We start from the raw sequence: 21905 nt of genomic DNA on the forward strand, positions 1-21905 counted from the left end.
GGGAGAGGGGAGCCTCGGGGGTCCAGAGATAGACGGGCAGCGGAGTGGAAATGTAGGGGGCTTTTCGGCAAAGAGCGCAAAAAAAAAACCCCCCCCCCCCCCCCCCGGGCCCGTTCCGCGTTCCCGCGGTCGGGGCGGCCACCGTGGCGGACCCCGCCACTGCGCACAGTTCAGTGCAGGACCAAATGACGAAATGGCGCCTTACCGAATCGGCGGTATGACTGTCACAATGCCTCGGTGCACAGCTCAAAGCCCCTGACCGGCCACGCTCCGGGCAGAACTCTCGGCCTCTCCCTCGCCCTGGTCTCCGCGTTCGCCTTCGGCGGCTCCGGCACCGCCGCCAAACCGCTGATCGAGGCGGGACTCTCACCGCTGCACGTGGTCTGGCTCCGGGTGACCGGCGCCGCCGTCGTCCTGCTCCCGCTGGCCTACCGCCACCGGGCCGCCGTGCTCCGCCGGCCCGGCCTGCTGATCGGCTTCGGGCTGCTCGCCGTCGCCGGCGTCCAGGCCTGCTACTTCGCGGCGATCTCCCGGATCCCGGTCGGCGTCGCCCTGTTGATCGAGTACCTCGGACCGCCGCTGCTCATCGGCTACGTGAAGTTCGTCCAGCGCAAGCCGATCAGCCGGGGCGCCGCCGTCGGCGCCGGGGTGGCCGTGGCCGGTCTGGCCTGCGTGGTGGAGGTCTGGAACGGCCTGGGCTTCGACGCGCTGGGCGTGCTCTTCGCGCTCGGGGCGGCCTGCTGCCAGGTCGGCTACTTCGTGCTGGCCGACGCCGGCAGCCGGGGCGACCGCCCGGTCGACCCGATCGCCGTCAGCGCCTTCGGGCTGCTGATCGGCGCGGTCGTGCTCACCGTCCTCACCCGCCCCTGGGAGGCCGACTGGGGGCTGCTCGGCGGGCAGGTCGTGATGAACGGGCACTCGCTGCCCGCACTGCTCCCGGCCGCCTGGATGGTCCTGGTCGCGACCGTGCTCGCCTACCTGACCGGCGTGGTCTCCGTCCGGCGCCTGTCGCCGCCGGTCGCCGGGGTGGTGGCCAACCTGGAGGCGGTCGTCGCCACCGTGCTGGCCTGGATCCTGCTCGGCGAGCACCTGGGCCTGCCCCAGACGGCCGGCGGCCTGCTGGTGTTGGCGGGCGCGTTCGCGGCCCAGGCGAGCAAGCCGTCCCCCGCCGCGGCACCGACGGAGGTCGCGGCACCGACGGACGACCTGACGGGGGCGGGGGCGACGGCGCTCGGCGAGCGCCTGGCGCGGGCCGCCGGGGCCCCGGACGACGGGGAGCGGGGAGCCGCCGCGGTCAGCGGCCGACCCAGCCGAACCAGTCGAGGTGACTGAGCGGCCACACGACGGCCGACACCGGCCCGACCACGTTGTCCACCGGTACGGCGCCGCCGCCCGGGCCCCGCTGGTGGTAGCGCGAGTCGGCGGAGTCGCTCCGGTGGTCGCCCTCCACCCAGACGTACCCCTGGGGCACGGTCACCGGGCCGAAGTCCAGCCCCGCGCAGGAGTCGTCGCCGGGGTGGAGGTAGGGCTCGTCCACCTTCGCCCCGTCGACCGTCAGCGTGGTGCCGGAGCACTGCACGGTCTGGCCGCCGGTCGCGATGACCCGCTTGACCAGGTAGTTGTCGTCCTTCGGCGGCACCAGGCCGACGAAGCCCAGCACCGAGCCCACGGCCCGGGTGACCGGGTTCCCGTCGGTCGGCTGGGGCGGCAGCCAGTCGCCCGGGTCCTTGAACACCACCGGCTGGCCCGGCTCCGGCTCCCAGCCGGTGAGCGGAGCGAGCTTGTTCACGCCGACCCGGTCGCCGATCCGCAGGGTGTTCTCCATGGACCCGGACGGGATCATGAACACCTGGAACAGGCAGGTCTTGATCAGCAGCGCGACCAGCAGCCCGACCGCGGCCATCACCGGGATCTCGATCCACCAGGGCCGCGGGCGGCGCCCGGACCGGCGGGCCTTCGAGCTCCTGGGCCCCTTGCCGCCCCTCGACGCCTTGCGCGACCGCGCCCGGCGGGCTTCCGCCCGGCCACCGGGAGCACCGTCGGCGCCGCGTCCGGGGCCGGCGGCCGGGGCCTGAGCGCTCCCGGCATCGCCGTGCGTTTCGGGCAGGTTCACCGCCATCGTCGCTGCTCCACCTCTCCGGCTGGGGGAACCTGCACGCTACGCCACCGGGGAAGCCACGCGAAATCGCGCTTTTACCCGTGCCAGACATCGCGGACCCGTCCCGCCGGGGGCCGGCCGGCCCCCGGGACGCGGCCCGGCGCGGGGGCCGGAACGTGAGGAAGAGCGGAGGGACACGAAGGAACGCGAGGAAGCGCGGGCCGGCGCGAGCCGGTGCGGTCAGGCGCGGGCGATGGCCTCGTGGTGGCGGATGACCTCGGCGATGATGAAGGTGAGGAACTTCTCCGCGAACACCGGGTCCAGGTGGGCGCCGGCCGCCAGCTCCCGCAGGCGGCGGATCTGGTCGCGCTCCCGCGCCGGATCGGCCGGGGGCAGCTTGTGCTCGGCCTTGAGCCGGCCGACCCGCTGGGTCGCCTTGAACCGCTCCGCCAGCATGTGGACCACCGCGGCGTCGATGTTGTCGATGCTCTCGCGCAGGCTGGTCAGCTCGGCCCGGACGGCGTCGTCGATCCCGTCGGACGGTCCGGTCTCGGGGGTCGTGGGGTGATCCGTCATCGGGGCGGCTCCGCGGCTCTCTGGGGGTGGGCACCCGACCGTCCGTCGGCCGGGGCTCGGGCCCGGGCAAATCTAACAGGGCACTCGCCGCGCATCCGCACCATTTGGCTCAGCCGTCCACGATCCGGACGCCGCCCGGACCGGTGGCCGGACCGCGGATCGGCCGCCCGGCCAGGGCCGTTGCCGGCCGGCGGGCGGACCGGCCGCCCTCGGGTGCGGCGCCCTGGAGCGTTACCCGTGATCGGCCCCCGGCCTGCCCGTAGGCTGGTGCGCGGCATGACCGGAAGTGACGGGACGGCAGTCCCCCAGTAATGGAGGTACCGATCGTGGCAACCACTCGCACCGCGCACACCGAATGGGACGGCAGCCTGCTCGACGGCAAGGGTCTGGTGACCTTCGACTCGTCCGGCATCGGCGAGTTCCCGGTTTCCTGGCCGGCGCGCGCCGAGACGCCGAACGGCAAGACCAGCCCGGAGGAGCTCATCGCGGGCGCGCACTCCGCGTGCTTCTCGATGGCCCTTTCGCACGGCCTCACCGGCGCGGGCAACCCTCCCACCAAGCTGCAGACCAAGGCGGACGTCACCTTCCAGCCCGGCACCGGCATCACCGGCATCCACCTGACCGTCGTCGGCGAGGTGCCCGGCCTCGACGAGGCGGGCTTCGTGAAGGCCGCCGAGGACGCCAAGGCGAACTGCCCGGTGAGCCAGGCCCTGACCGGGACGACCATCACCCTGACGGCCACGCTGGCCTGACGCACCGCCGCCCGCCGCTCCCCGGCGGCGCGCTCCCAGCGCTCGACAAGCGCCCGGGGCGCACTTGTGGAGCACACGCCCCTGGCGCACATCATGTGATGTGTACCGGGGGCGTCTGCATGTACCACCTCAGATGCCGTGAAAGCAGGCAAATCACCCTGGCGGCGGTCACCGCGTGTTGCCGCCGCGTCCTATGATCGGCCGCAGCGCCCTGTTCTTCACGCGGATCCCCCACGCGAACGCTCCACAGCGAGCGTTGCGCACCGGACCGTGAGGACCTCGACAGGGCGCGGGAGCCGGCCGCCGCAGTTCCAGGTGACCGGCCTGACCAGCATCAAGCGTCAGCAGCGGACGGGAGCATGCCGTGCCGGGCCAGAACGAGGGGGCCGACGCACACCCAAGCGTGCGGCACGAACAACCGCAACAGCACCGCCACCTCAGCTTTCCGAACCTCCGCCCGGCCCAGGGCACCGACCGGGCACCCGGTGCCGCGTCGGACGGCGCGCCCGACGCGGGGTCAGGACGTCGGCCGGGCGCCGACGATGCGCCGGGCGCCGCCCGCTGCCCCACCTGCTCGGCCCCGCTCGCCGACGGAACGCACCGGCCCGCCGACCCGGCGGATCCCGCCCCCGCTCCCACGCCCGGGAGCACCGACCGCCTGCTGGCCGCGCTGAGCGCCAGCGAGTCCCGGTTCCGGGCCGCCTTCTGCGACGCCGGGATCGGCATGGCCCTGCTCGACCCCGACGACCGGATCATCGAGGTCAACCCGGCCTTCGCCACCCTGGTCGGCTGCGGGGTCGTCGACCTGGTCCACACCCACATCCACGACATCATCGACCCGGAGGGCATGCCCGACCGGCTCTTCCCCGAGCTGGTCCGCGGTGACCGCGAACGCGTCCGGGTGGAGAAGCAGCTCAAGCACCGCGAGGGCCGCACGGTGTGGAGCAAGGTGACCATCTCCCTGATCCGGGACGGCGCCGGCAGCCCGCAGTACACGCTCGCCATGGTCGAGGACATCACCGAACAGCGCCGGCTCGGCGACCGCCTGGAGTACCAGGCGCTGCACGACCCGCTGACCCGGCTCCCCAACCGGACCTTCTTCTTCGACCGGCTCGACGCGGCCTGCCTCACGGCCGGGATCACCGCGCCGGAGACCGCGGAGACGGCGGCGGACCGGCCGGACGGCCGTCGGGTCGGGGTCTGCTACCTGGACCTCGACGGCTTCGCCGCGATCAACGAGACCCTCGGCCACCACATCGGCGACCAGTTGCTGATCGCGGTCGCCGCCCGGCTCCGGCACGGCGTCTCCGACCACAGCTCCCACCTGGTCGCCCGGATGGGCGGCGACGAGTTCGCCGTCCTGGTGGCCGACAGCCGGGGCAGCGAGCAGCTCACCGAACTGGCCACCCGGCTCCTCGAAGCGCTGGAACGCCCCTTCGACGTGGCCGGGCACCGGCTGGCGGTCACCGCCAGCGTGGGCGTCGTCGAGCGGTCGGTGCACGAGACCACGCCCGCCGACCTGGTCAAGGACGCCGACTCCACGCTGTACTGGTCGAAGGCCGACGGCCGGGCCCGCTGGACCCTCTACGACCCGGACCGGGGCGCCCACCAGCTGACCCGTCAGCTGCTCGCCACCGCGCTCCGTCCGGCCCTGGAGCGCGGCGAGTTCACCGTCGAGTACCAGCCGCTCGTCGGCCTCGCCGACGGCGCCGTGCACGGTGCCGAGGCCCTGGTCCGCTGGCGCCACCCGCGCTACGGGACGCTCTCGCCCGACCGCTTCATCCCGCTCGCCGAGGAGTCCGGCGCGATCGTGCCGCTGGGCACCTGGGTGCTGGAGGAGTCCTGCCGCCAAGCCCGGCGCTGGCTCACGGAGTTCCCGGACAACGAGACCTTCGTGAGCGTCAACCTGGCCGCCCGTCAGATCTGGGACTCCGACGTGGTCGCCGACGTGGCCCGGGCCCTGGAGAGCTCCGGCCTGCCGGCCCGGCTCCTGCAACTGGAGATCACCGAGAGCGCGTTGCTCGGCCCCGGCGGACGGCCGCTGCAGTCCCTGCAGGCCCTCGCCGACATGGGCGTCCGGATCGCCATCGACGACTTCGGCACCGGCTACTCCAACCTCGCCTACCTCTCCCGGCTGCCGGTGCACGTCCTGAAACTGGACGGCACCTTCATCGAGGGCTTCCGCGACCCGGACCCGGCCGGCCGCACCGGCCTCCCCGGGGCCGGCTCGCGCCGGAGCGACGCCGACGAGCAGATCGTCGGCGCCATGGTGCAGTTGGCCCACACGCTCGGGCTGACCGTGACCGCCGAGGGGATCGAGAGCGCGGCGCAGGCCGAACGGCTGCGGCTCACCGGCTGCGACACCGCGCAGGGCTGGTACTTCGCCAAGCCCGGTGAGGCGGAGCACGTCGCCGCGATACTCCGCGAGCGCCGCCCGCGGCCGGCCACGCCGTGACGACGGCCCGGCCGCGCCCTCTGGTCGGGGGCGCGGCCGGGCCGGGAACCGGACCCGCCGGATGGGCTCAGGCGCCGGCGGCCGCCTCGCCGGTGAGCCCGTAGGCCCGGGCGATCAGCCCGTACGAGCGGTGCCTGGCCTCGTGGCCGTGGATGTGCGAGGTGACCATCAGCTCGTCCACCCCCGTCCGCTTGCGCAGCGACTCCAGCCCGTCGGCGACCTCGCCGGGCGAGCCGAGGACGACGTTGCCCAGCCAGTCGTCCACGAAGTCGGCCTCCACCGGGCTGTACGGGTAGCTCTCGGCCTCCTCGGGGGTGGGGATCGGGCCCGGGTTCCCCCGGCGCAGGCGCAGCATGCCGAGCGCCGAGGAGCGCGCGAGCCTGCGGGCGGCCTCCCGGTCGTCGGCCGCGACCGCGTTCACCCCGATCAGCGCGTACGGCTCGGCGAGCACGGCCGAGGGGCGGAACGACGACCGGTAGAGGTCGAGGGCCGGGATGGTGTTGGTGCTGCTGAAGTGGTGGGCGAAGGCGAACGGCAGACCGAGCCGGCCGGCCAGCTGGGCGCTGAAGCCGGAGGAGCCGAGCAGCCAGATCGGCGGCCGGCCGGCACTCCGGGGGACGGCCGCGAGCCGGGCGTAGGGGTGGCCGTCCGGGAAGTCGCCGTCCAGGAAGTGGGTCAGCTCGGAGAGCTGCTGGGGGAAGTCGTCGGCCCCCTCGGCGAGGCCGCGCCGCAGCGCCCGGGCGGTCGCGGGGTCGGTGCCGGGGGCGCGGCCGAGCCCGAGGTCGATCCGGCCGGGGTGCAGCGCCTCCAGGAGGCCGAACTGCTCCGCGATCCCCAGCGGCGCGTGGTTGGGCAGCATCACGCCGCCGGACCCGAGCCGCAGCGTCGTGGTGTGGGCCCCGAGGTGGGCGAGCAGGACGGCGGGCGTCGAGCTGGCGACGCCCGGCATGCCGTGGTGCTCGGCGACCCAGAACCGGTGGTAGCCCCACTCCTCGGCGCTGCGGGCCAGGGCCGTGGTCGAGGCCAGCGCCTCGGCCGGGGTGTAGCCGGCGCCCACGGTGGCCAGGTCCAGGATGGAGAGCGGCGCGGGCGCCGAGCCCCGGGCGGTGCCCCGGATCGCCGCGTGGCTCCGCGGTCCGGGCCCGCGCTCCTGCTGGTCGTCGGTGGTCATGCCGTCCGCCCTCCTGGCCGTCCTGCCGGTGTCCGTGTGGCGTCTGGGACGGCCGCGCACCTCGTCCGCGGCCCCGCCACTGCCAAGGGGGGTCAACCACGCCGCCGGGCCGGGTGTTCCCGCTCCCCCGCTCCACCGTGCGACCACCCGCCTACCGACCGTTCGGCTGACTCAGAGCCAGCGCGCGAACACGTGTGGCGACTTCACGCCAGCGCGGGAAGTCGCCAGCCGCAGGGCTCGCGACGGGCGGGCGGCGTCCGGCAGGCTAGGACGCAGAGCGGATCACCCAACGGGATCCACTCCCACCTGCAAGGTCGTCGGGCTGGACCAGCACCGATCGATCCCCGCGAGCCCCTGGAACGGCACCCCGCTCCAGGGGCTCGCGTCGTGTGAGGCCGAGCACAGCCGGGGTGCTTCATGGCATGAAAAGTCGAGGCGCTAGCGTTGTCCCCTGCAGCCATCTGCTCCCCCGGGCAGCCTGGAGGGAGTACCTGACTTGGACATCGCGACGGTGATCGGATCCTCATGGATCTGCGCCCTGGCTCTCTGCGCCGTACTCGGCGACGCCTTTCTCCCCTTCATCCCCAGCGGGACGCTGGTCATCCTGGCCGTGCTCAAGACGGCCCAGATAGACGGCGCTCCGGTGGTACTGGGGTTCGGGGTGGCGATCGCCTCCTTCCTGGGAGACCTCCTGCTGCTCCGGCTGGCCCGCCGGGGCGCCCCCTCGCTGCAGCGACGGCTCGAACACCGGCCGCAGCTGGCGGCCAGCGTGGCCCGGGTCCAGCAGGCGCTGGACGGGCGCACCACCGGGGCCGCGGCCGCCATGGTGGTGGTCGCGCGGTTCGTGCCGGCCGGCCGGACCGTGCTGGACCTGGCCATCGGGCACTCCCCCGCCGAGCCGTACCGCTTCCTGCGCTGGTCGGCCCTGGCCGCCCTGGTCTGGGCCGCCTACATCGTCACGCTGGGCTGGCTCAACAGCCACTGGTTCGACACCGCCTGGCTGAGCCTCGCGGTCTCCTGCGCCGCCGCGACCGTGATCAGCACCGCGATCGCCCGGATCGTGCGGCGCAACCGCCGGCTCGTCGTCACCTGACGCCGCGCCGCACCGGCGTGGGCGCGGAACCGCGTCGAGGACTCCTACGGCACCGCGGCGTCGTCGACGCGCGGTGCCGCGCCCGTGCGGCCTCCGGCCCAGCTCTCACTCCGGCCTCCGCCCCTGCGGCGCCGGGCCCCGCGGCGTACCGGAGTTCGCGGTTCCGGTCGCGCGCGGAGGACCGCTCGCCCGCCCCCAGCGGGAGCCGATCGCCCAAGACCGTGCAAAACGTCACAGGACCGCAACAGAAGGCCGACCGTTGCAGCCGGTCGGTGCCGGGTAGGCGTGTTGACTGTTGTTGGACCTCGGGGGCTTCTTCTTCCTTGATGCCTTCCGCGTCCACATGACATGCTAACGGCGTATTACATATCTATTGCCCGATATGACCGGTGCGGCCCACTGGCGCCCTTCGACCCGGCCGGCGGCACCCAGGGGAGACCATGACCAGCATCTCGCGCAGGACCGTGCTCAGCGCCACCGCCGCGACCGTCGCGCTCGGGGCGGCGGCGGCGTGTTCCAGCAGCGGATCGGGTTCAGGATCGAGTTCCTCCGCCCCCGGCGGCGCCGGCACCGGCACCGGCGGGCCGACGGCGACGGGTACGCCGACCAAGGGGGGTGCGAAGGGCACGCCGATCGGGGACGGCTCCACCTCCGACACCGGCCCCCAGCCGAACCAGCCCAAGCCGGAGAAGCTCAAGCCCGGCGAGCGGCCGCCGCAGTTCGTGGTCTTCTCCTGGGACGGCGCCGGCGGCACCGACGACAACCAGTTCCCCCGCTTCCTGAAGCTGGCCGAGGAACACAAGGCCGCCATGACCTTCTTCCTCTCCGGGATCTACACCCTCCCCAAGGGCAAGGCCGATCTGTACCACCCGCCGAAGCACTCGGTCGGCGCGTCCGACATCCCGTACCTCTCGGACGGCGCGGTGAAGAGCACGATCAAGCTGATCAGCCAGGCCTGGCTGGCCGGCCACGAGATCGGCACCCACTTCAACGGGCACTTCTGCTCGACTCGTTCGGACGGCAACGGCGTCAACAAGTGGACGCCCGAGGACTGGCAGAGCGAGATCGACCAGGCGGTCTCCTTCGTGACCCAGTGGCGCACCAACACCGGCTTCACCGACGTCGACCCGCTCCCCTTCGACTACAAGAAGGAGCTCATCGGCGGGCGCACCCCGTGCCTGGAGGGGCAGAAGGCCCTGTTGCCGACCGCGGCCGCCCTGGGGTGGAAGTACGACGCCAGCTCCTCCGGCGGCCTTCAGATATGGCCGCAGAAGGTGCAGGACGGCAAGGTCTGGGACTTCCCGCTGCAGAGCATCCCGTTCCCCGGGCACTCGTTCCAGGTGCTCTCGATGGACTACAACATCCTCGCCAACCAGTCGGCCGGCAGCACCAAGGGCGACCCGGCGAAGTACGACGACTGGCGCTCCCAGGCCCGGGACTCCTACCTGGCCGGGTTCGACCGGGCCTACAACGGCAACCGCGCGCCCTTCTTCATCGGCAACCACTTCGAGCAGTGGAACGGCGGGATCTACATGGACGCCGTCGAGGAGACGCTCAAGACCATCGCCGGCAAGCCGGAGGTCCGGCTGGTCTCCTTCCGCCAGCTGGTCGAGTGGCTGGAGGTCCAGGACCAGTCCACCATCCGCAAGCTGCGCTCGCTGAACGTCGGGCAGGCGCCGGCCGGCGGGTGGGGGACCTTCCTCGGCGCCGCCGGGTGACCGACTCCTGAGGCGCGGCGGGCGGACGCCCGGGGCGCGGGCGCGGTACGCGGACGCCCGGGGCGCGGGCGTGCCGGGTGTGGGCGTGTCGGGTGTGGGCGTGTCGGGTGTGGGCGTGTCGGGTGTGGGCGCCGGCCATGTGTCCGCGCACCGGCGTGGGGCCGGGCGACATGGTCGCCGTGCCCCGCGCTCGGGGACGGTGGTGGGGCGTTCCTCCGCCCCCTCCCCCCTCACGAGGTGACCCTGTGGACAAGGTCCTGGACTCCGCCGCCGAAGCGGTCGGGGACATCCCCGACGGAGCGGTGCTGGCCGTCGGCGGCTTCGGCCTCTGCGGCATCCCCAGCACCCTGATCGGCGCCCTGGCCGCCACCCACGCCACCGGCCTGCACGTCGTCTCCAACAACTGCGGGGTGGACGACTGGGGGCTCGGCCTGCTGCTGCGGGCCGGCCGGATCGCCCGGATGACCTCCTCCTACGTCGGGGAGAACAGGGAGTTCGCCCGGCAGTACCTCTCCGGCGAGCTGGAGGTGGAGCTGACCCCGCAGGGCACCCTCGCCGAACGGCTGCGTGCCGGGGGCGCGGGCATCCCCGCGTTCTTCACCCCGGCCGGGGTCGGCACCCAGGTCGAGGAGGGCGGGCTGCCCTGGCGCTACGGCGCGGACGGTTCGGTGGCGCTGGCCTCGCCGCCGAAGGAGGTCAGGGAGTTCGGCGGGCGCCGCTACCTGCTGGAGGAGGCCGTCACCGCCGACTTCGCGCTGGTCCGCGCCGAGGTCGCGGACCGGCACGGCAACTGCGTGTTCCACGCCGCCGCCCGCAACTTCAACCCGCTCTGCGCCACGGCCGGCCGGACCACGCTGGTCGAGGCCGACCGGATCGTCGAACCGGGCGTGCTGGAGCCGGACGCCGTCCACCTGCCCGGGGTGTACGTCGACCGCCTGGTCCTCGCCGATCCCGCCGACCGCCGCGTGGAGCGCCGCACCGTCCGCACCGCGCTGCAGGAGGCCTGAGCCGATGACCGCCGAGACCTTCGCCGCCGCCCCGCGGTCCGTCGCCGCCCCGGGCCGGGCGCCCGAATCCCGGAACGCCCCGGACGCCCGGAGCGCTTCCGACGCGGACGCCCGGAGCGCTTCCGACGCGGACGCCCGGAGCGCTGCCGACGCCCGGAACGCGCTCGCCGCGCGGGCCGCGCGGGAGCTCCGGGACGGCCAGTACGTGAACCTGGGGATCGGCCTGCCGACCCTGATCCCCGGTCACCTCCCGCCGGGCGTGCGGGTGGTGCTGCACTCGGAGAACGGCGTCCTCGGCGTCGGCCCGTACCCCCTGGAGGGCACCGAGGACCCCGATCTGATCAACGCGGGCAAGGAGACCGTGACCGTCACCCCCGGCGCCTCGTACTTCGATTCGGCGTTCTCCTTCGGCATGGTCCGGTCCGGTCGGATCGACGTCTCGGTGCTCGGTGCGATGCAGGTCTCGGCCGCCGGCGATCTCGCCAACTGGATGATCCCGGGCAAGATGGTCAAGGGCATGGGCGGGGCGATGGATCTCGTGCACGGCGCCCGCCGGCTGATCGTGGTCATGGAGCACACCGCCCGGGACGGTTCCCCGAAGATCGTCGAGGAGCTCTCGCTCCCGGCCACCGGGCGGGGTGTCGTCGACCGGATCGTCACCGACCTGGCCGTCGTCGACGTCACGCCAGGCGGGCTGCGCCTGGTCGAGACGGCGCCGGGCGTCTCGTTCGACGAGGTCCGCGCCGCGACCGGCACGGCCCTGCTGCCGCCGTCCTGACCGAGGGACCCGCGCGGAGGCCGGACCACCCGTACGGCGGTCCGGCCTTCGCTCGTCCGTCCGACCAGCCCGCGGACGCGAGGCAGGAATCATCCCCTCGCCACACCAACTCGGGCCGCATGGCCGGGAATCGTCATATCCTCACCCCCGCGCGATGATCGTTTCGAGGACTGGTTGCGATCACGTCAACCCTCCGGGAGAGTTGGGGCAGCCAGAAGGTCCCGCGCACCCGGAAGGGAGTCCGGAGAGCGCGCCGGGACCCGCCTTCGAAGTGGCCGGACGACCGCGCGCGATGATCGGTCGTACACGTTTCACCGATGCCGCCCGGGAGCCGCCCGGCGACACCGCAGTCGCCCGGGCGGCGCCCCGCTTCGAAGGCCAGGCTCCGGGGGGAGCGGCCGTCCAGGACGCCCAGGCACAGCCACTGGGCATCGGATCGCACACCTCCGGTCGGAGCACGCACGATCGAGCCGGCCCGAGCGGCCGGCCACGGGGGGAGCCACAGTTGGTCAAGCAGTTCTCGCGGCGCCCGCGCGAAGAGAGCGCGCCCGGTGCTTCCCTGGCCGTCCCCGAAGCCCCGTACGACTACGCCCACTTCAGCCGGCTCGCCGGTCCGGCCACCACCCCGGGCGACGGCGGCGACACCCCCGGCCCCTACCGCGTCCGTTACCGGAGCCTGCTGCGCCGGGAGCCGCACCGGATCCGGGCCGCGCTGCTCCTGCTGGCCGCCCCGGCGGTCGAGTCGGTGCTGCTGGTCTGGCTGCTGCTCCCCGGCCACTGGCCGGTCCGGCCGGGCGAGACGCACGCCTGGCTGCTGATCGCCGACAAGGCGATGGTCACGATCATCGCGGTCGTCGAGCTGTTCCGCCTGGTCAACGTCGTCTCCAACACCCACGCCACGCTGGTCGCCCGCGACCCCGTGCCGGTCACGCCCGAACCGGGCACCCGGGTCGCGTTCCTCACCACCTGCGTACCGGGCAAGGAGCCGCCGGAGCTGGTGCGCACCACCCTGGTCGCCGCGCTCGCCGTCCGGCACGACGGACCGTACGACGTCTGGCTGCTCGACGAGGGGAACGATCCCGCGATGCGCGCGCTCTGCGCCCACCTCGGCGTGCGGCACTTCAGCCGGCGCGGGATCGGGCCCTGGAACCGGCCCGAGGGGCGGTTCCGCGCCGGGAGCAAGCACGGCAACTACAACAGCTGGCTCCAGGCCCACGGCCCCGCCTACGACTTCTGGCTCTCGGTGGACACCGACCACGTGCCGCTCCCCGAGTTCGGCGAGCGGATGCTGGGGTACTTCCGGGACGAGGACGTGGCGTTCGTGGTCGGCCCGCAGGTGTACGGGAACTACCGCAGCTCGGGTTCGGCGGTCACCCGGTTCTCCGAGAGCCAGCAGTTCCTGTTCCACGCGCTGATCCAGCGGGCGGGCAACCGTTACGGCGCGCCGATGTTCGTCGGCACCAACAACGCGGTGCGGATCGGCGCGCTGCGGTCGATCGGCGGGCTGTCCGACTCGATCACCGAGGACATGGCGACCGGACTGGAGTTCCACCGCCGCCGCAACCCGGCCACCGGGGCGCGCTGGCGGTCGGTCTACACCCCGGACGTCCTGGCGGTCGGCGAGGGCCCCTCCTCCTGGACGGACTTCTTCTCCCAGCAGCTCCGCTGGAGCCGGGGCACCTACGAGACGCTCCTGACCCAGTACTGGCGGGCCGCCTGGCGGCTGTCGCCCGGCCGGCTGCTCAACTACACGCTGATGGTCTGCTTCTACCCGATGGCGGCGCTGACCTGGCTGCTCGGCGGGGTGTCGAGCGTGCTCTACCTGGGCTTCGGGGCCTCCGGGGTCCACGTCTCCTCGGAGATCTGGATGATGCTCTACAGCGACGCGGCCGCCCTCCAGGTGCTGCTCTACACCTGGAACCGCAAGCACAACGTCAGCCCGCACGAGCCGGCCGGGTCGTCCGGGGTGGCGGGCATGGCGATGTCGGCGCTGTGCGGGCCGATCTACGCGGCCTCGCTCCTCCAGGCCCTGCTCCGCCGGCGCAGCCGGTTCGTGGTGACGCCGAAGGGCCACTCGGCCAGCCCCGACCGGGTGGCGACGTTCCGCGTCCACCTGTTCTGGGCGCTGGTGTTCGGCGGGGCGGTCACGGCCTCGTTCTTCACCGGCCACGACCACCTCGCCATGCGCACCTGGGCCTGCCTGGCGCTGCTGCTGAGCCTCCTGCCGATGCTCGTGCTGGCCGCCGATGCGGTCCGCCGCGGGCGGACCCGGCCGATCTCCACGCTCACGGTCACCGGCTCCGCCGCCCCGAGGGTCCCGCGGCAGCCCCGGGCCGGGGAGCGTGCCGGGGCCGCCCCCGGCACGCAGACCACCGAGGCCACGGCACCCGCCGCCACCGGCCGCTGACCCCTGGCCTCTGACCCCCGGCCGCTCAGCCCCGGCCCGTCGAACCAGCCCGTCGAACCCGCCCGTCGTCGCGCCGCAGTAGGAGGGACCACCCACCGTGAGGATCCGCAACGCCGGCCGGACGAGGCGCTTCGCCCTCGGCAGCACGGTCGCCCTGACCGTGGCCGGGATGAACGCGCCGGCCGTCCTCGGCTTCGCCCACGAGCAGTACCACCAGTACGTGATCAACCGCCCGGCCTACAAGGCCGAGTACGGCCACTGGCAGACCGTCGTCCTCCCGGCCGGGTTCCGGATCAACGCCGTCCACGCCAGCCTGCTGCGCACCGGCAAGGTGCTGATCATCGCCGGCTCCGGGAACGACCGGCGCAGCTTCGACGCGGGCTCCTTCAAGAGCCTGCTCTGGGACCCCGCCGCCAACACCTACCGGCGGATCCCGACCCCGGCGGACATGTTCTGCGGCGGCCACACCGCGCTGCCCGACGGCCGGCTGCTGGTGGCCGGCGGCACCCTGCGCTACGAGGCGCTGGACGGCGCCGTGAAGAAGGCGGCCGGCACCATGCGGGTGCGCAACGAGAACCCGGACGCGGCCCGCACCTTCCCCCAGGGCACGGTGTTCACCGGCCCCGGCGGCCACACCTACCTGTCCACCGCCGAGGTGACCGTCCCGGCCGCGACGAAGACCGGCTCCGGCGACCGGACGGTGGTGAAGGCCGGCGAGCAGCACGTGTTCGTGGAGGCGGTGGCGGCGGGCACCGGGTCCGTCGAGGACTCCCCCGCCCAGTACGCGATCAAGGGTCTGGACGGCGCCGACGCCCGCAACCTCTACGGCATGGCCGACCGGCTGACCCTGGAGAAGCAGGACTTCCAGGGCATCCGCTCCGCCTTCGAGTTCAACCCGGACACCGAGCTGTACGAGCAGGTCACCGACATGGCGTACGCCCGCTGGTACCCGACGCTCACCGGGCTGGGCGACGGGCGGGTGGTCACCGTCTCCGGGCTGGACGACACCGGGCAGATCCTCGGCGGCAACGACAACGAGATCTACGACCCGGGCCGCAAGACCTGGTCGAAGGCGCCCGACCGCTACTTCCCGACCTACCCGTCGATCTTCCTGACCGCCTCCGGCAAGCTCTTCTACTCCGGCTCCAACGCGGGCTACGGTCCGGCGGACCGGGGCCGCGACCCGGGGCTCTGGGACCTGCGGGACAACAGCTTCCAGCCCGTCCCGGGGCTGCGCGACCCCGCGCTCACCGAGACCTCGTCCTCCGTCCTGCTGCCACCCGCCCAGGCGCAGAAGGTGATGCTGCTCGGCGGCGGGGGCGTCGGCGAGTCACCGCTCTCCACCGCGCGCACCGACATCGCCGACCTCTCCGCCCCGAAGCCCGCCTTCACTCCCGGGCCGGACCTGCCCGCCGGCGGCACCCGCTACCTCAACAGCGTGATCCTGCCGAACGACACCGTGTTCACCACCGGCGGCTCCCGCGACTACCGCGGCAAGCACCGCAGCGACCTGCTCAAGTCGCAGGTCTACCACCCGGACACCAACACCTTCAGCGCCGCGGCCGAGCCGACCGTCGGACGCGACTACCACTCGGAGGCACTGCTGCTGCCCGACGGCCGGGTGGTGGTCCTCGGCTCCGACCCGCTCTTCGCGGACAAGGCCGACACCGAACCGGGCACCTTCGAGCAGCGGATCGAGATCTACACCCCGCCGTACCTGTTCCACGGCGCGCGGCCGCGGGTGACCGACGCCCCGGCCGGCGCGAAGCTCGGCAGCACGCTCACGGTGGGCACCCCGGACCCGGCGGGCATCGCCACCGCCAAGCTGGTCCGGCCGAGTTCGGTCACCCACGCGACCGACGTCGAGCAGCGCTCGGTGGCCCTGGACGTCGGCGCCCGCTCGGCCGGCGGGGTCGCCCTCACCCTGCCCGGCAACCCCGATCTGCTGCCGCCCGGCTGGTACATGCTGTTCGTGACGGACCGGGCCGGCACCCCCTCGGTCGCGCGCTGGATCCAGGTGACCGCCTGATCCCCGGGCGCTCCGACCACCCGGCGCGCCCGACCACCCGGCGCGGCCGCCCGGCTACGCGCCCCCGCGCACCAGCCCCAGGGCGTACGGCAGCCAGAACTCGCCCGCCCGGGGCTCGCCGCGGCCGCACTCGCCGTCCGACTCACCCGGGTTCTTGATCCACAGGTACGCGTCCACCCCGGGCCGGCCGGTGGCGGCGGTGGGCGGCTCGCCCAGCGCGCGGCCGGGCGGGTTGCACCAGGCCTCGCTGCTCAGCGGGCCGTTGCCGTTGCGGCTGGTGTCGATGACGAAGTGCTTCCCGCCCAGCGCGGCGGAGAGTTCGGCGCCGTACGCCGCGTCGCGGTCGGTGCTGTAGAAGTTGGAGACGTTCACGGCGAAGCCGTCCGCCACGGCGACGCCGGACTTGCTCAGCGCCCCGGCCATCGCCGACGGGTCCTGGGCCCAGCCGGGGTTCCCCGCGTCCAGGTAGACCCGGACCTGCGGACGCTTCTTCAACTCCTGGACGGCGAAGGCCAGCAGGCCGTACCGCTCGGCGGCGGTCTCGCCCTTGACCCCGCAGCCGTCCAGGGTGTGCGCGACGGCGTCCGGCTCCAGCACCACCCAGGCCTTGCGGTCACCGATCGCCTCGGCGACACCGGTGATCCAGGAGCGGTAGGCGGCGGCGTCGGCCGCGCCGCCGGCCGAGTACTGGCCGCAGTCCCGGTGCGGGATGTTGTACGCGACGAAGACCGGGGTTCGGTCCACCTCGGCGGCCAGGCGGCTCAGTTGCTCGACGCTGCCCCGGGCGGCCTGGTCGACGAGCCACTGCGAGGAGGGCTGGGAGGCGATCCCGGCGAGGGTGTCGGCCTCGGCCGTCCGGCCCTGACCGCGCAGCGCGGCCAACTGCCGGGCCGCGGACGTCCGGTCGGACACGTAGAACGTCTGACCCGGCAGCTGGACGGGCCCGGCGCCGGCGGCGCCGCCGCTCGCCGTGGTGGAACCGGTGGGCGCGGGCGCCGCGGCGGACCCTGCGCCCGCACTCCCCGGCGGGTCGGCCGAACTCCCGCCGCCGCAGCCCGCCACCCCTGCCGTCAGCCCCAGCAGCGCCGCCCCCACGGCCAGCCGGAACCCCGCCCCTCGCCATACCCGGCGCACGTACCGCCCCTCCCAGACCCGGTCCGGCGACCAGGTCGGCACCCAGCTTCGCACACCGGGTACCGGCCTCCGGCCGACGCCGGTGAACGGCCGGTGACGGCGGGCCGGCGCGATGCCCGGCCCGCCGTGCGGTCAGTCCTGCTTCAGGTTCGGCACCTGCCAGTCGATCGGGTCGACGCCGAAGCCGGCCAGCGCCTCGTTGATCTGCGAGAAGGGGCGGCTGCCGAAGAACAGCTTGGCCGAGAGCGGCGACGGGTGGGCGCCCTGGACCACGACGTGCTTGGTGGTGTCGATCAGCGGCAGCTTCTTCTTGGCGTAGTTGCCCCAGAGCACGAAGACCACCGGCTCGTCGCGCGCGCTCACCGCCTTGATCACCGCGTCGGTGAACTTCTCCCAGCCCTTGGCCTTGTGCGAGTTGGCCTCGTGCGCGCGCACCGTGAGCACCGCGTTGAGCAGCAGGACGCCCTGCTCGGCCCAGTGCATCAGGTAGCCGTTGTCCGGGGCGGGGACGCCCAGGTCGGCGTTCAGCTCCTTGAAGATGTTGCGCAGCGACGGGGGCGTCCGGGTGCCCGGGAGCACCGAGAAGCTCATGCCGTGCGCCTGGCCGTCGTCGTGGTACGGGTCCTGGCCGAGGACGAGCACCCGGACCTTCTCGTAGGGCGTGGCCTCCAGCGCCGAGAACTCCTGCCCGCTCGGCGGGAAGACCTGGTGCTCCGCGCGCTCCGCCGCCAGGAAGGCCGCCAGCGCGGCGAAGTAGGGCTGCTCCACCTCGGCGCCCAGCACCTCGCGCCAGGACTCCGGCAGCTCCAGCCCGCCGACCGCCCCTGCTTCGACCCCGGCTGCTTCGACCCCGGCTGCCTCGACCACGCCTGCCTCGACCGTGTCCGTCACGACATCAACCTCCCACCGGACGGCCGCTCACCGCCGCACCGCCCCGACCTCCGGCGTACCGCGCCGCTTGCGCCGCCCGCCCTCTTCCACACCGAACGCTACACAGCTCCACCGACAACTCACTCCGCCGCGGCGCCCGCACCCACCGGCTCGACACCGGGCGGCTCGGCACCGTCCGCGGGGGCGGCGGCAGCGGCGGCCCGCGCCACCCGGACGTGCTCGACCACGTTCAGCGCCACCACCAGCACCGCCAGCACCACCAGGACGACGAGCGCCGGCAGCCGCACCATCACCGGCACCAGGGCGAACACCACCGCCGCCGCCACGATCCGGGTGGTCGACACCGCGCGGAACATCATCCACCGGGTGTAGCCGAAGGTCAGCAGGTACAGCCCGCAGCCCCCGTACAGCAGCGCCACCGAGCCCGCCCCGAGGGCCCGCCGCGGGTCGGCCACCGTCTCGCCGAAGCCGACCGCGACCGCGATCACCCCGGCCACCAGCGCGAGGTGGCCGTACTGGAACACCCGGCGGATGACGTCCCGGCGGGAGTCCGCGACGGTGACGGCGTGCCGCATGGCGTCCGCCGCGTAGACGAAGTACTGCCACCAGAGCCCGGCGGAGATGGTGAACGCCGCCGCCACCGCGGCCAGTTCGGCCGCGTCGAGGCGGACGGCGGCGGCCGTGGCGCCGATCCCGACGATCGACTCGCCGAGCGCCACCAGCAGGAACAGCGCGAACCGCTCCGGCATGTGCTGCGGGTGGTACGCCACCTTGGCCAGCCGGTTGCGGAACAGCACCGGGCCGGACAGGTCGCAGAGCGCGCCCAGCGTCCAGAGCACCAGTCGCGGCCCCTCCGGGAGCAGCCCGCCCACGAACAGCAGCGGCCCGCTGACCAGCACGCCCACCCCGTACGGCCCGCGCCAGACGCCCGGGACGCGGATCAGCAGCACCAGCAGCAGCACCCGGGCCGCCCAGTACCCGGCGCCGAGCAGCACGCCCCGGCCCTCGTAGGCGCCGGGCACGGCCAGCGCCATGAAGAGGCCGGCCAGACCGACGGCGAGGATCCCGAGGCGGTCCCTCGGGGTGTCCACGTCGCGGATGTTGGCCTGCACGGTGGTGCCCACCCAGCACCAGTACACCGGGACGAACACCACCAGCGCCCGCGCGACGCCGCCCCAGTCGTGGTGGTGGTGCAGCAGGCCGGAGACCTGCGTGACCGCGAAGACGAAGACCAGGTCGAAGTAGAGCTCCGCCCAGGTCACCCGCTTCTCGTCGATGGACTCCCCCGCCGTACCCATCCCGCCCCCTCCTCCGCATACGCAACAGGCGCACGCAAACGGACGGGCCCCGCCCGGCCGTCGGCCGGGCGGGGCCCGCGTCATCAGAGCAGAGGCTAGACCAGGTCGACCAGGTCCGCGATCGACTGGACGACCCGGGTCGGCCGGTACGGGAACCGCTCCACGTCGGCGGCGGCGGTGAGGCCGGTGAGCACCAGGATGGTCTCCATGCCGGCCTCCATGCCCGCCACGATGTCGGTGTCCATCCGGTCGCCGATCATCACGGCGGTCTCCGAGTGGGCTCCGGCGCTGTTCAGCGCCTCGCGCATCATCAGCGGGTTGGGCTTGCCGACGAAGTAGGGCTCCACGCCCGTCGCCTTGGTGATCAGCGCCGCGACCGAGCCGGTGGCCGGCAGCACGCCCTCGGTGGACGGGCCGGTCTCGTCGGGGTTGGTGCAGATGAAGCGGGCACCCTGGTTGATCAGGCGGATCGCCTTGGTGAGCGCCTCGAAGCTGTAGGTGCGGGTCTCGCCGAGGACGACGTAGTCCGGGTTGTTGTCGGTCAGCACGTAGCCCGCCTGGTACAGCGCGGTGGTCAGGCCGGCCTCGCCGATCACGTAGGCGGTGCCGCCGGGGCGCTGGCCCTTGAGGAACTTCGCGGTGGCCAGGGCGGAGGTCCAGATGCACTCCTCCGGCACCTCCAGGCCCATACCGGCCAGGCGCGCGCTGAGGTCGCGCGGGGTGTAGATCGAGTTGTTGGTGAGCACCAGGAAGGGCTTGCCGGACTCCCGCAGCCGGCGCAGAAACTCCTCCGCGCCGGGGATCGGCGTGCCCTCGTGGATGAGGACCCCGTCCATGTCGGTCAGCCAGGACTCGATGGGCTTGCGCTCTGCCACGTGCGTGTCTCCCGAAGTTGCAACGTCTTGCGATGGTCGTACCAAATCTGCGGCGCACCGCCGTCACCGTTGCGCCTCCCACCGGCCGGACCCACCTCGGGACACCGGACCGCCGGGGGTACTGCTGGCTGCCCCAACGGGGCACAGCCTAATCCGCACACCAGCCCGACGGCAGTACGTCCCGCCCACCGGAACGCCCAGGCCCGGACGACCGCGCCGGTCCCGGCCCGGGACCCGCACCGGGACCGGCTCCGGACGGGCTCCGGGACCGGCCTGCGGCTCTCCCGCCTCAACGGCTCCTTAAGCCGCCCCTAACCTCTCTGAGCACCCCTCAGCAGGCCCCCGCCGCCCGGCTAGCGTGAACGGCACCACCCTCACCCCGCTCCCGCGAAGGAGTCCCCTCACCATGCCCGTGCGCCACCGCCTCCCCGCCGCCGTCCTCACCCTCGCCGCCGCCGGCCTCACCGTCGGGGTCGGTGGCGGACCCGCCGACGCGCACGGCTCGATGCAGAATCCGCTCAGCCGGATCGAGGGCTGCTACCTGGAGGGCGCCGAGCACCCGAAGTCGGCGGCCTGCCAGGCCGCCGTGGCCGCCGGGGGCACGGCCGCCCTCTACGACTGGATGAGCCTGCGGATCGGGGACGCCGCCGGGCGCCACCGCGAGCTGATCCCGGACGGCCGGCTGTGCAGCGCGGGCTCGGACCTGTACAAGGGCCTCGACCTGCCGCGCGCCGACTGGCCCGCCACCAACCTCACGGCCGGGTCGGACTTCACCTTCCGCTACCGCGCCACCGCGCCGCACCGGGGCACCTTCCAGCTCTACGTCACCAACGCGAGCTACTCCCCGACCAAGCCGCTGACCTGGGCGAACCTGGAGCCCCAGCCGTTCCTCACGGTCACCGACCCGCAGCTGACGGACGGCTCCTACGTGCTGCCCGGCAAGGTCCCGGCGGGGAAGACCGGGCGCCAGCTGATCTACGCGATCTGGCAGCGCTCGGACAGCCCGGAGGCGTTCTACTCCTGTTCGGACGTGGTCTTCGACGGCAGCGGCACCGCACCGACGACGACACCCGCGACGACACCCGCGACGCCGCCCGCACCCGCTCCGGGCGGCACCGCCCCGGCTCCGTCGTCCGGCCACCCCGCCGGGCACGACCACACCACCGCTCCGGCCACGCCGACCGCCGCCCCGACGGCCGCGGCCACCACCCCCGCCGCCCCCGCCACCACGCCGCCGCCCACGGCCGGCCCTGCGGCGGTGGCCGACCCCGGTCCCACCACGCAGGCTCCCGCGCAGGCTCCTGCGCAGGCCGCCGCGCCCGCCCCGGTGCCGGCCACCGATCACGAGCGGCTCGCCCAGACCGGCTCCGACCGCTCCCTCGGCGTCCTGGCCTCGATCGGCTCGGCCTTCCTCCTGGCCGGCGCCGTCGTCGCCGTCATCCACCGTCAGCGCCGCCGCACCCCGGGTGCCCACGCCCGCTGACCCGACCGCCGGCCCCGGCCACCCCGGACCGCCCCACCCCCGGGCCGCCGGGACGCCCGCCGCCCCACCGGCGGGCGTCCCGGTCGAACCACCCCGGCCGCCTCACCGTCCGTCACATCGACGGCACCGAAACCGGGGCC

The 21905-nt window shown here is 73.8% G+C and carries 17 protein-coding genes; 10 read left to right on the forward strand and 7 right to left on the reverse strand.

Annotation, left to right across the window (positions count from 1 at the left end; genetic code table 11):
• The first annotated feature begins 237 nt into the window (after window positions 1–237).
• Window positions 238–1332 (forward strand): EamA family transporter, encoded by a 1095-nt coding sequence (locus ACZ4UX_RS21455; RefSeq protein WP_465707829.1) that lies wholly within the window; start codon window positions 238–240, stop codon window positions 1330–1332.
• On the opposite strand, the gene lepB is transcribed toward ACZ4UX_RS21455, so the two are convergent.
• The gene (gene lepB, locus ACZ4UX_RS21460) at window positions 1295–2119 is read right to left on the reverse strand and encodes a signal peptidase I (protein WP_465707830.1); all 825 of its coding nucleotides are present in this window, start codon (window positions 2117–2119) and stop codon (window positions 1295–1297) included. The two genes, ACZ4UX_RS21455 and lepB, sit on opposite strands and share 38 nt — an antisense overlap.
• Window positions 2120–2338: 219 nt before the next feature.
• Window positions 2339–2674 carry a chorismate mutase gene (locus ACZ4UX_RS21465; RefSeq protein WP_329487784.1) on the reverse strand — a complete coding sequence of 112 codons (336 nt, stop codon included), beginning with the start codon at window positions 2672–2674 and terminating at the stop codon, window positions 2339–2341.
• Window positions 2675–3000: 326 nt separating this feature from the next.
• On the opposite strand from ACZ4UX_RS21465, the gene ACZ4UX_RS21470 reads away from it, so the two are divergent.
• Window positions 3001–3426: an OsmC family peroxiredoxin gene (locus ACZ4UX_RS21470; protein ID WP_352295645.1), complete on the forward strand. Its 426-nt coding sequence runs from the start codon at window positions 3001–3003 to the stop codon at window positions 3424–3426.
• Between the two features lie 403 nt (window positions 3427–3829).
• The gene (locus tag ACZ4UX_RS21475; protein ID WP_465707831.1) at window positions 3830–5881 is read left to right on the forward strand and encodes a putative bifunctional diguanylate cyclase/phosphodiesterase; all 2052 of its coding nucleotides are present in this window, start codon (window positions 3830–3832) and stop codon (window positions 5879–5881) included.
• A gap of 67 nt (window positions 5882–5948) precedes the next feature.
• On the opposite strand, the gene ACZ4UX_RS21480 is transcribed toward ACZ4UX_RS21475, so the two are convergent.
• The gene (locus tag ACZ4UX_RS21480; RefSeq protein WP_329487787.1) at window positions 5949–7052 is read right to left on the reverse strand and encodes an LLM class flavin-dependent oxidoreductase; all 1104 of its coding nucleotides are present in this window, start codon (window positions 7050–7052) and stop codon (window positions 5949–5951) included.
• Window positions 7053–7548: 496 nt separating this feature from the next.
• Here ACZ4UX_RS21480 and ACZ4UX_RS21485 point away from each other — a divergent pair, with 496 nt between their 5' ends.
• From ACZ4UX_RS21485 to glxA, 6 genes are all read left to right on the forward strand, one after another.
• The gene (locus ACZ4UX_RS21485; protein ID WP_329487788.1) at window positions 7549–8145 is read left to right on the forward strand and encodes a DedA family protein; all 597 of its coding nucleotides are present in this window, start codon (window positions 7549–7551) and stop codon (window positions 8143–8145) included.
• A 440-nt stretch (window positions 8146–8585) separates the two neighbouring features.
• Entirely contained in the window at window positions 8586–9863 is a 1278-nt protein-coding gene (locus tag ACZ4UX_RS21490) for a polysaccharide deacetylase family protein (RefSeq protein ID WP_465707832.1), read from the forward strand.
• Window positions 9864–10108: 245 nt separating this feature from the next.
• Entirely contained in the window at window positions 10109–10870 is a 762-nt protein-coding gene (locus ACZ4UX_RS21495) for a CoA transferase subunit A (RefSeq protein ID WP_465707833.1), read from the forward strand.
• Window positions 10871–10874: 4 nt separating this feature from the next.
• Window positions 10875–11648: a 3-oxoacid CoA-transferase subunit B gene (locus ACZ4UX_RS21500; RefSeq protein WP_465707834.1), complete on the forward strand. Its 774-nt coding sequence runs from the start codon at window positions 10875–10877 to the stop codon at window positions 11646–11648.
• Window positions 11649–12153: 505 nt separating this feature from the next.
• Window positions 12154–14055, forward strand: a complete 1902-nt coding sequence (locus ACZ4UX_RS21505; RefSeq protein ID WP_465707835.1) for a glycosyltransferase family 2 protein — start codon at window positions 12154–12156, stop codon at window positions 14053–14055.
• 97 nt (window positions 14056–14152) lie between these two features.
• Window positions 14153–16084 carry a radical copper oxidase GlxA gene (glxA, locus tag ACZ4UX_RS21510; RefSeq protein ID WP_465707836.1) on the forward strand — a complete coding sequence of 644 codons (1932 nt, stop codon included), beginning with the start codon at window positions 14153–14155 and terminating at the stop codon, window positions 16082–16084.
• Window positions 16085–16138: 54 nt separating this feature from the next.
• Here glxA and ACZ4UX_RS21515 read toward each other — a convergent pair whose 3' ends face one another.
• From ACZ4UX_RS21515 to ACZ4UX_RS21530, 4 genes are all read right to left on the reverse strand, one after another.
• Complete coding sequence (locus tag ACZ4UX_RS21515; protein WP_465707837.1) at window positions 16139–17272, reverse strand: glycoside hydrolase family 6 protein; 1134 nt, start codon at window positions 17270–17272, stop codon at window positions 16139–16141.
• 78 nt (window positions 17273–17350) lie between these two features.
• Window positions 17351–18028 (reverse strand): uracil-DNA glycosylase, encoded by a 678-nt coding sequence (locus ACZ4UX_RS21520; RefSeq protein WP_465707901.1) that lies wholly within the window; start codon window positions 18026–18028, stop codon window positions 17351–17353.
• 200 nt (window positions 18029–18228) lie between these two features.
• A complete protein-coding gene (locus ACZ4UX_RS21525) occupies window positions 18229–19407 on the reverse strand; it encodes a low temperature requirement protein A (RefSeq protein ID WP_465707838.1) in 1179 nt (392 codons plus the stop codon).
• A gap of 95 nt (window positions 19408–19502) precedes the next feature.
• Window positions 19503–20282, reverse strand: a complete 780-nt coding sequence (locus tag ACZ4UX_RS21530) for an HAD-IIA family hydrolase (RefSeq protein WP_329487794.1) — start codon at window positions 20280–20282, stop codon at window positions 19503–19505.
• 406 nt (window positions 20283–20688) lie between these two features.
• On the opposite strand from ACZ4UX_RS21530, the gene ACZ4UX_RS21535 reads away from it, so the two are divergent.
• Window positions 20689–21765, forward strand: coding sequence for a lytic polysaccharide monooxygenase auxiliary activity family 9 protein (locus ACZ4UX_RS21535; protein ID WP_465707839.1), 1077 nt, complete (start codon window positions 20689–20691; stop codon window positions 21763–21765).
• The last annotated feature ends 140 nt before the right edge of the window (window positions 21766–21905 follow it).

Source organism: Kitasatospora sp. NPDC028961, assembly GCF_055564815.1.

What these genes read in the sequence shown, in the direction of transcription:
- lepB (WP_465707830.1), bottom strand. Translation starts at nt 2,119, where the DNA reads ATGGCGGTGAACCTGCCCGAAACGCACGGCGATGCCGGGAGCGCTCAG.
- ACZ4UX_RS21465 (WP_329487784.1), bottom strand. Translation starts at nt 2,674, where the DNA reads ATGACGGATCACCCCACGACCCCCGAGACCGGACCGTCCGACGGGATC.
- ACZ4UX_RS21480 (WP_329487787.1), bottom strand. Translation starts at nt 7,052, where the DNA reads ATGACCACCGACGACCAGCAGGAGCGCGGGCCCGGACCGCGGAGCCAC.
- ACZ4UX_RS21490 (WP_465707832.1), top strand. Translation starts at nt 8,586, where the DNA reads ATGACCAGCATCTCGCGCAGGACCGTGCTCAGCGCCACCGCCGCGACC.
- ACZ4UX_RS21500 (WP_465707834.1), top strand. Translation starts at nt 10,875, where the DNA reads ATGACCGCCGAGACCTTCGCCGCCGCCCCGCGGTCCGTCGCCGCCCCG.
- ACZ4UX_RS21525 (WP_465707838.1), bottom strand. Translation starts at nt 19,407, where the DNA reads ATGGGTACGGCGGGGGAGTCCATCGACGAGAAGCGGGTGACCTGGGCG.
- ACZ4UX_RS21535 (WP_465707839.1), top strand. Translation starts at nt 20,689, where the DNA reads ATGCCCGTGCGCCACCGCCTCCCCGCCGCCGTCCTCACCCTCGCCGCC.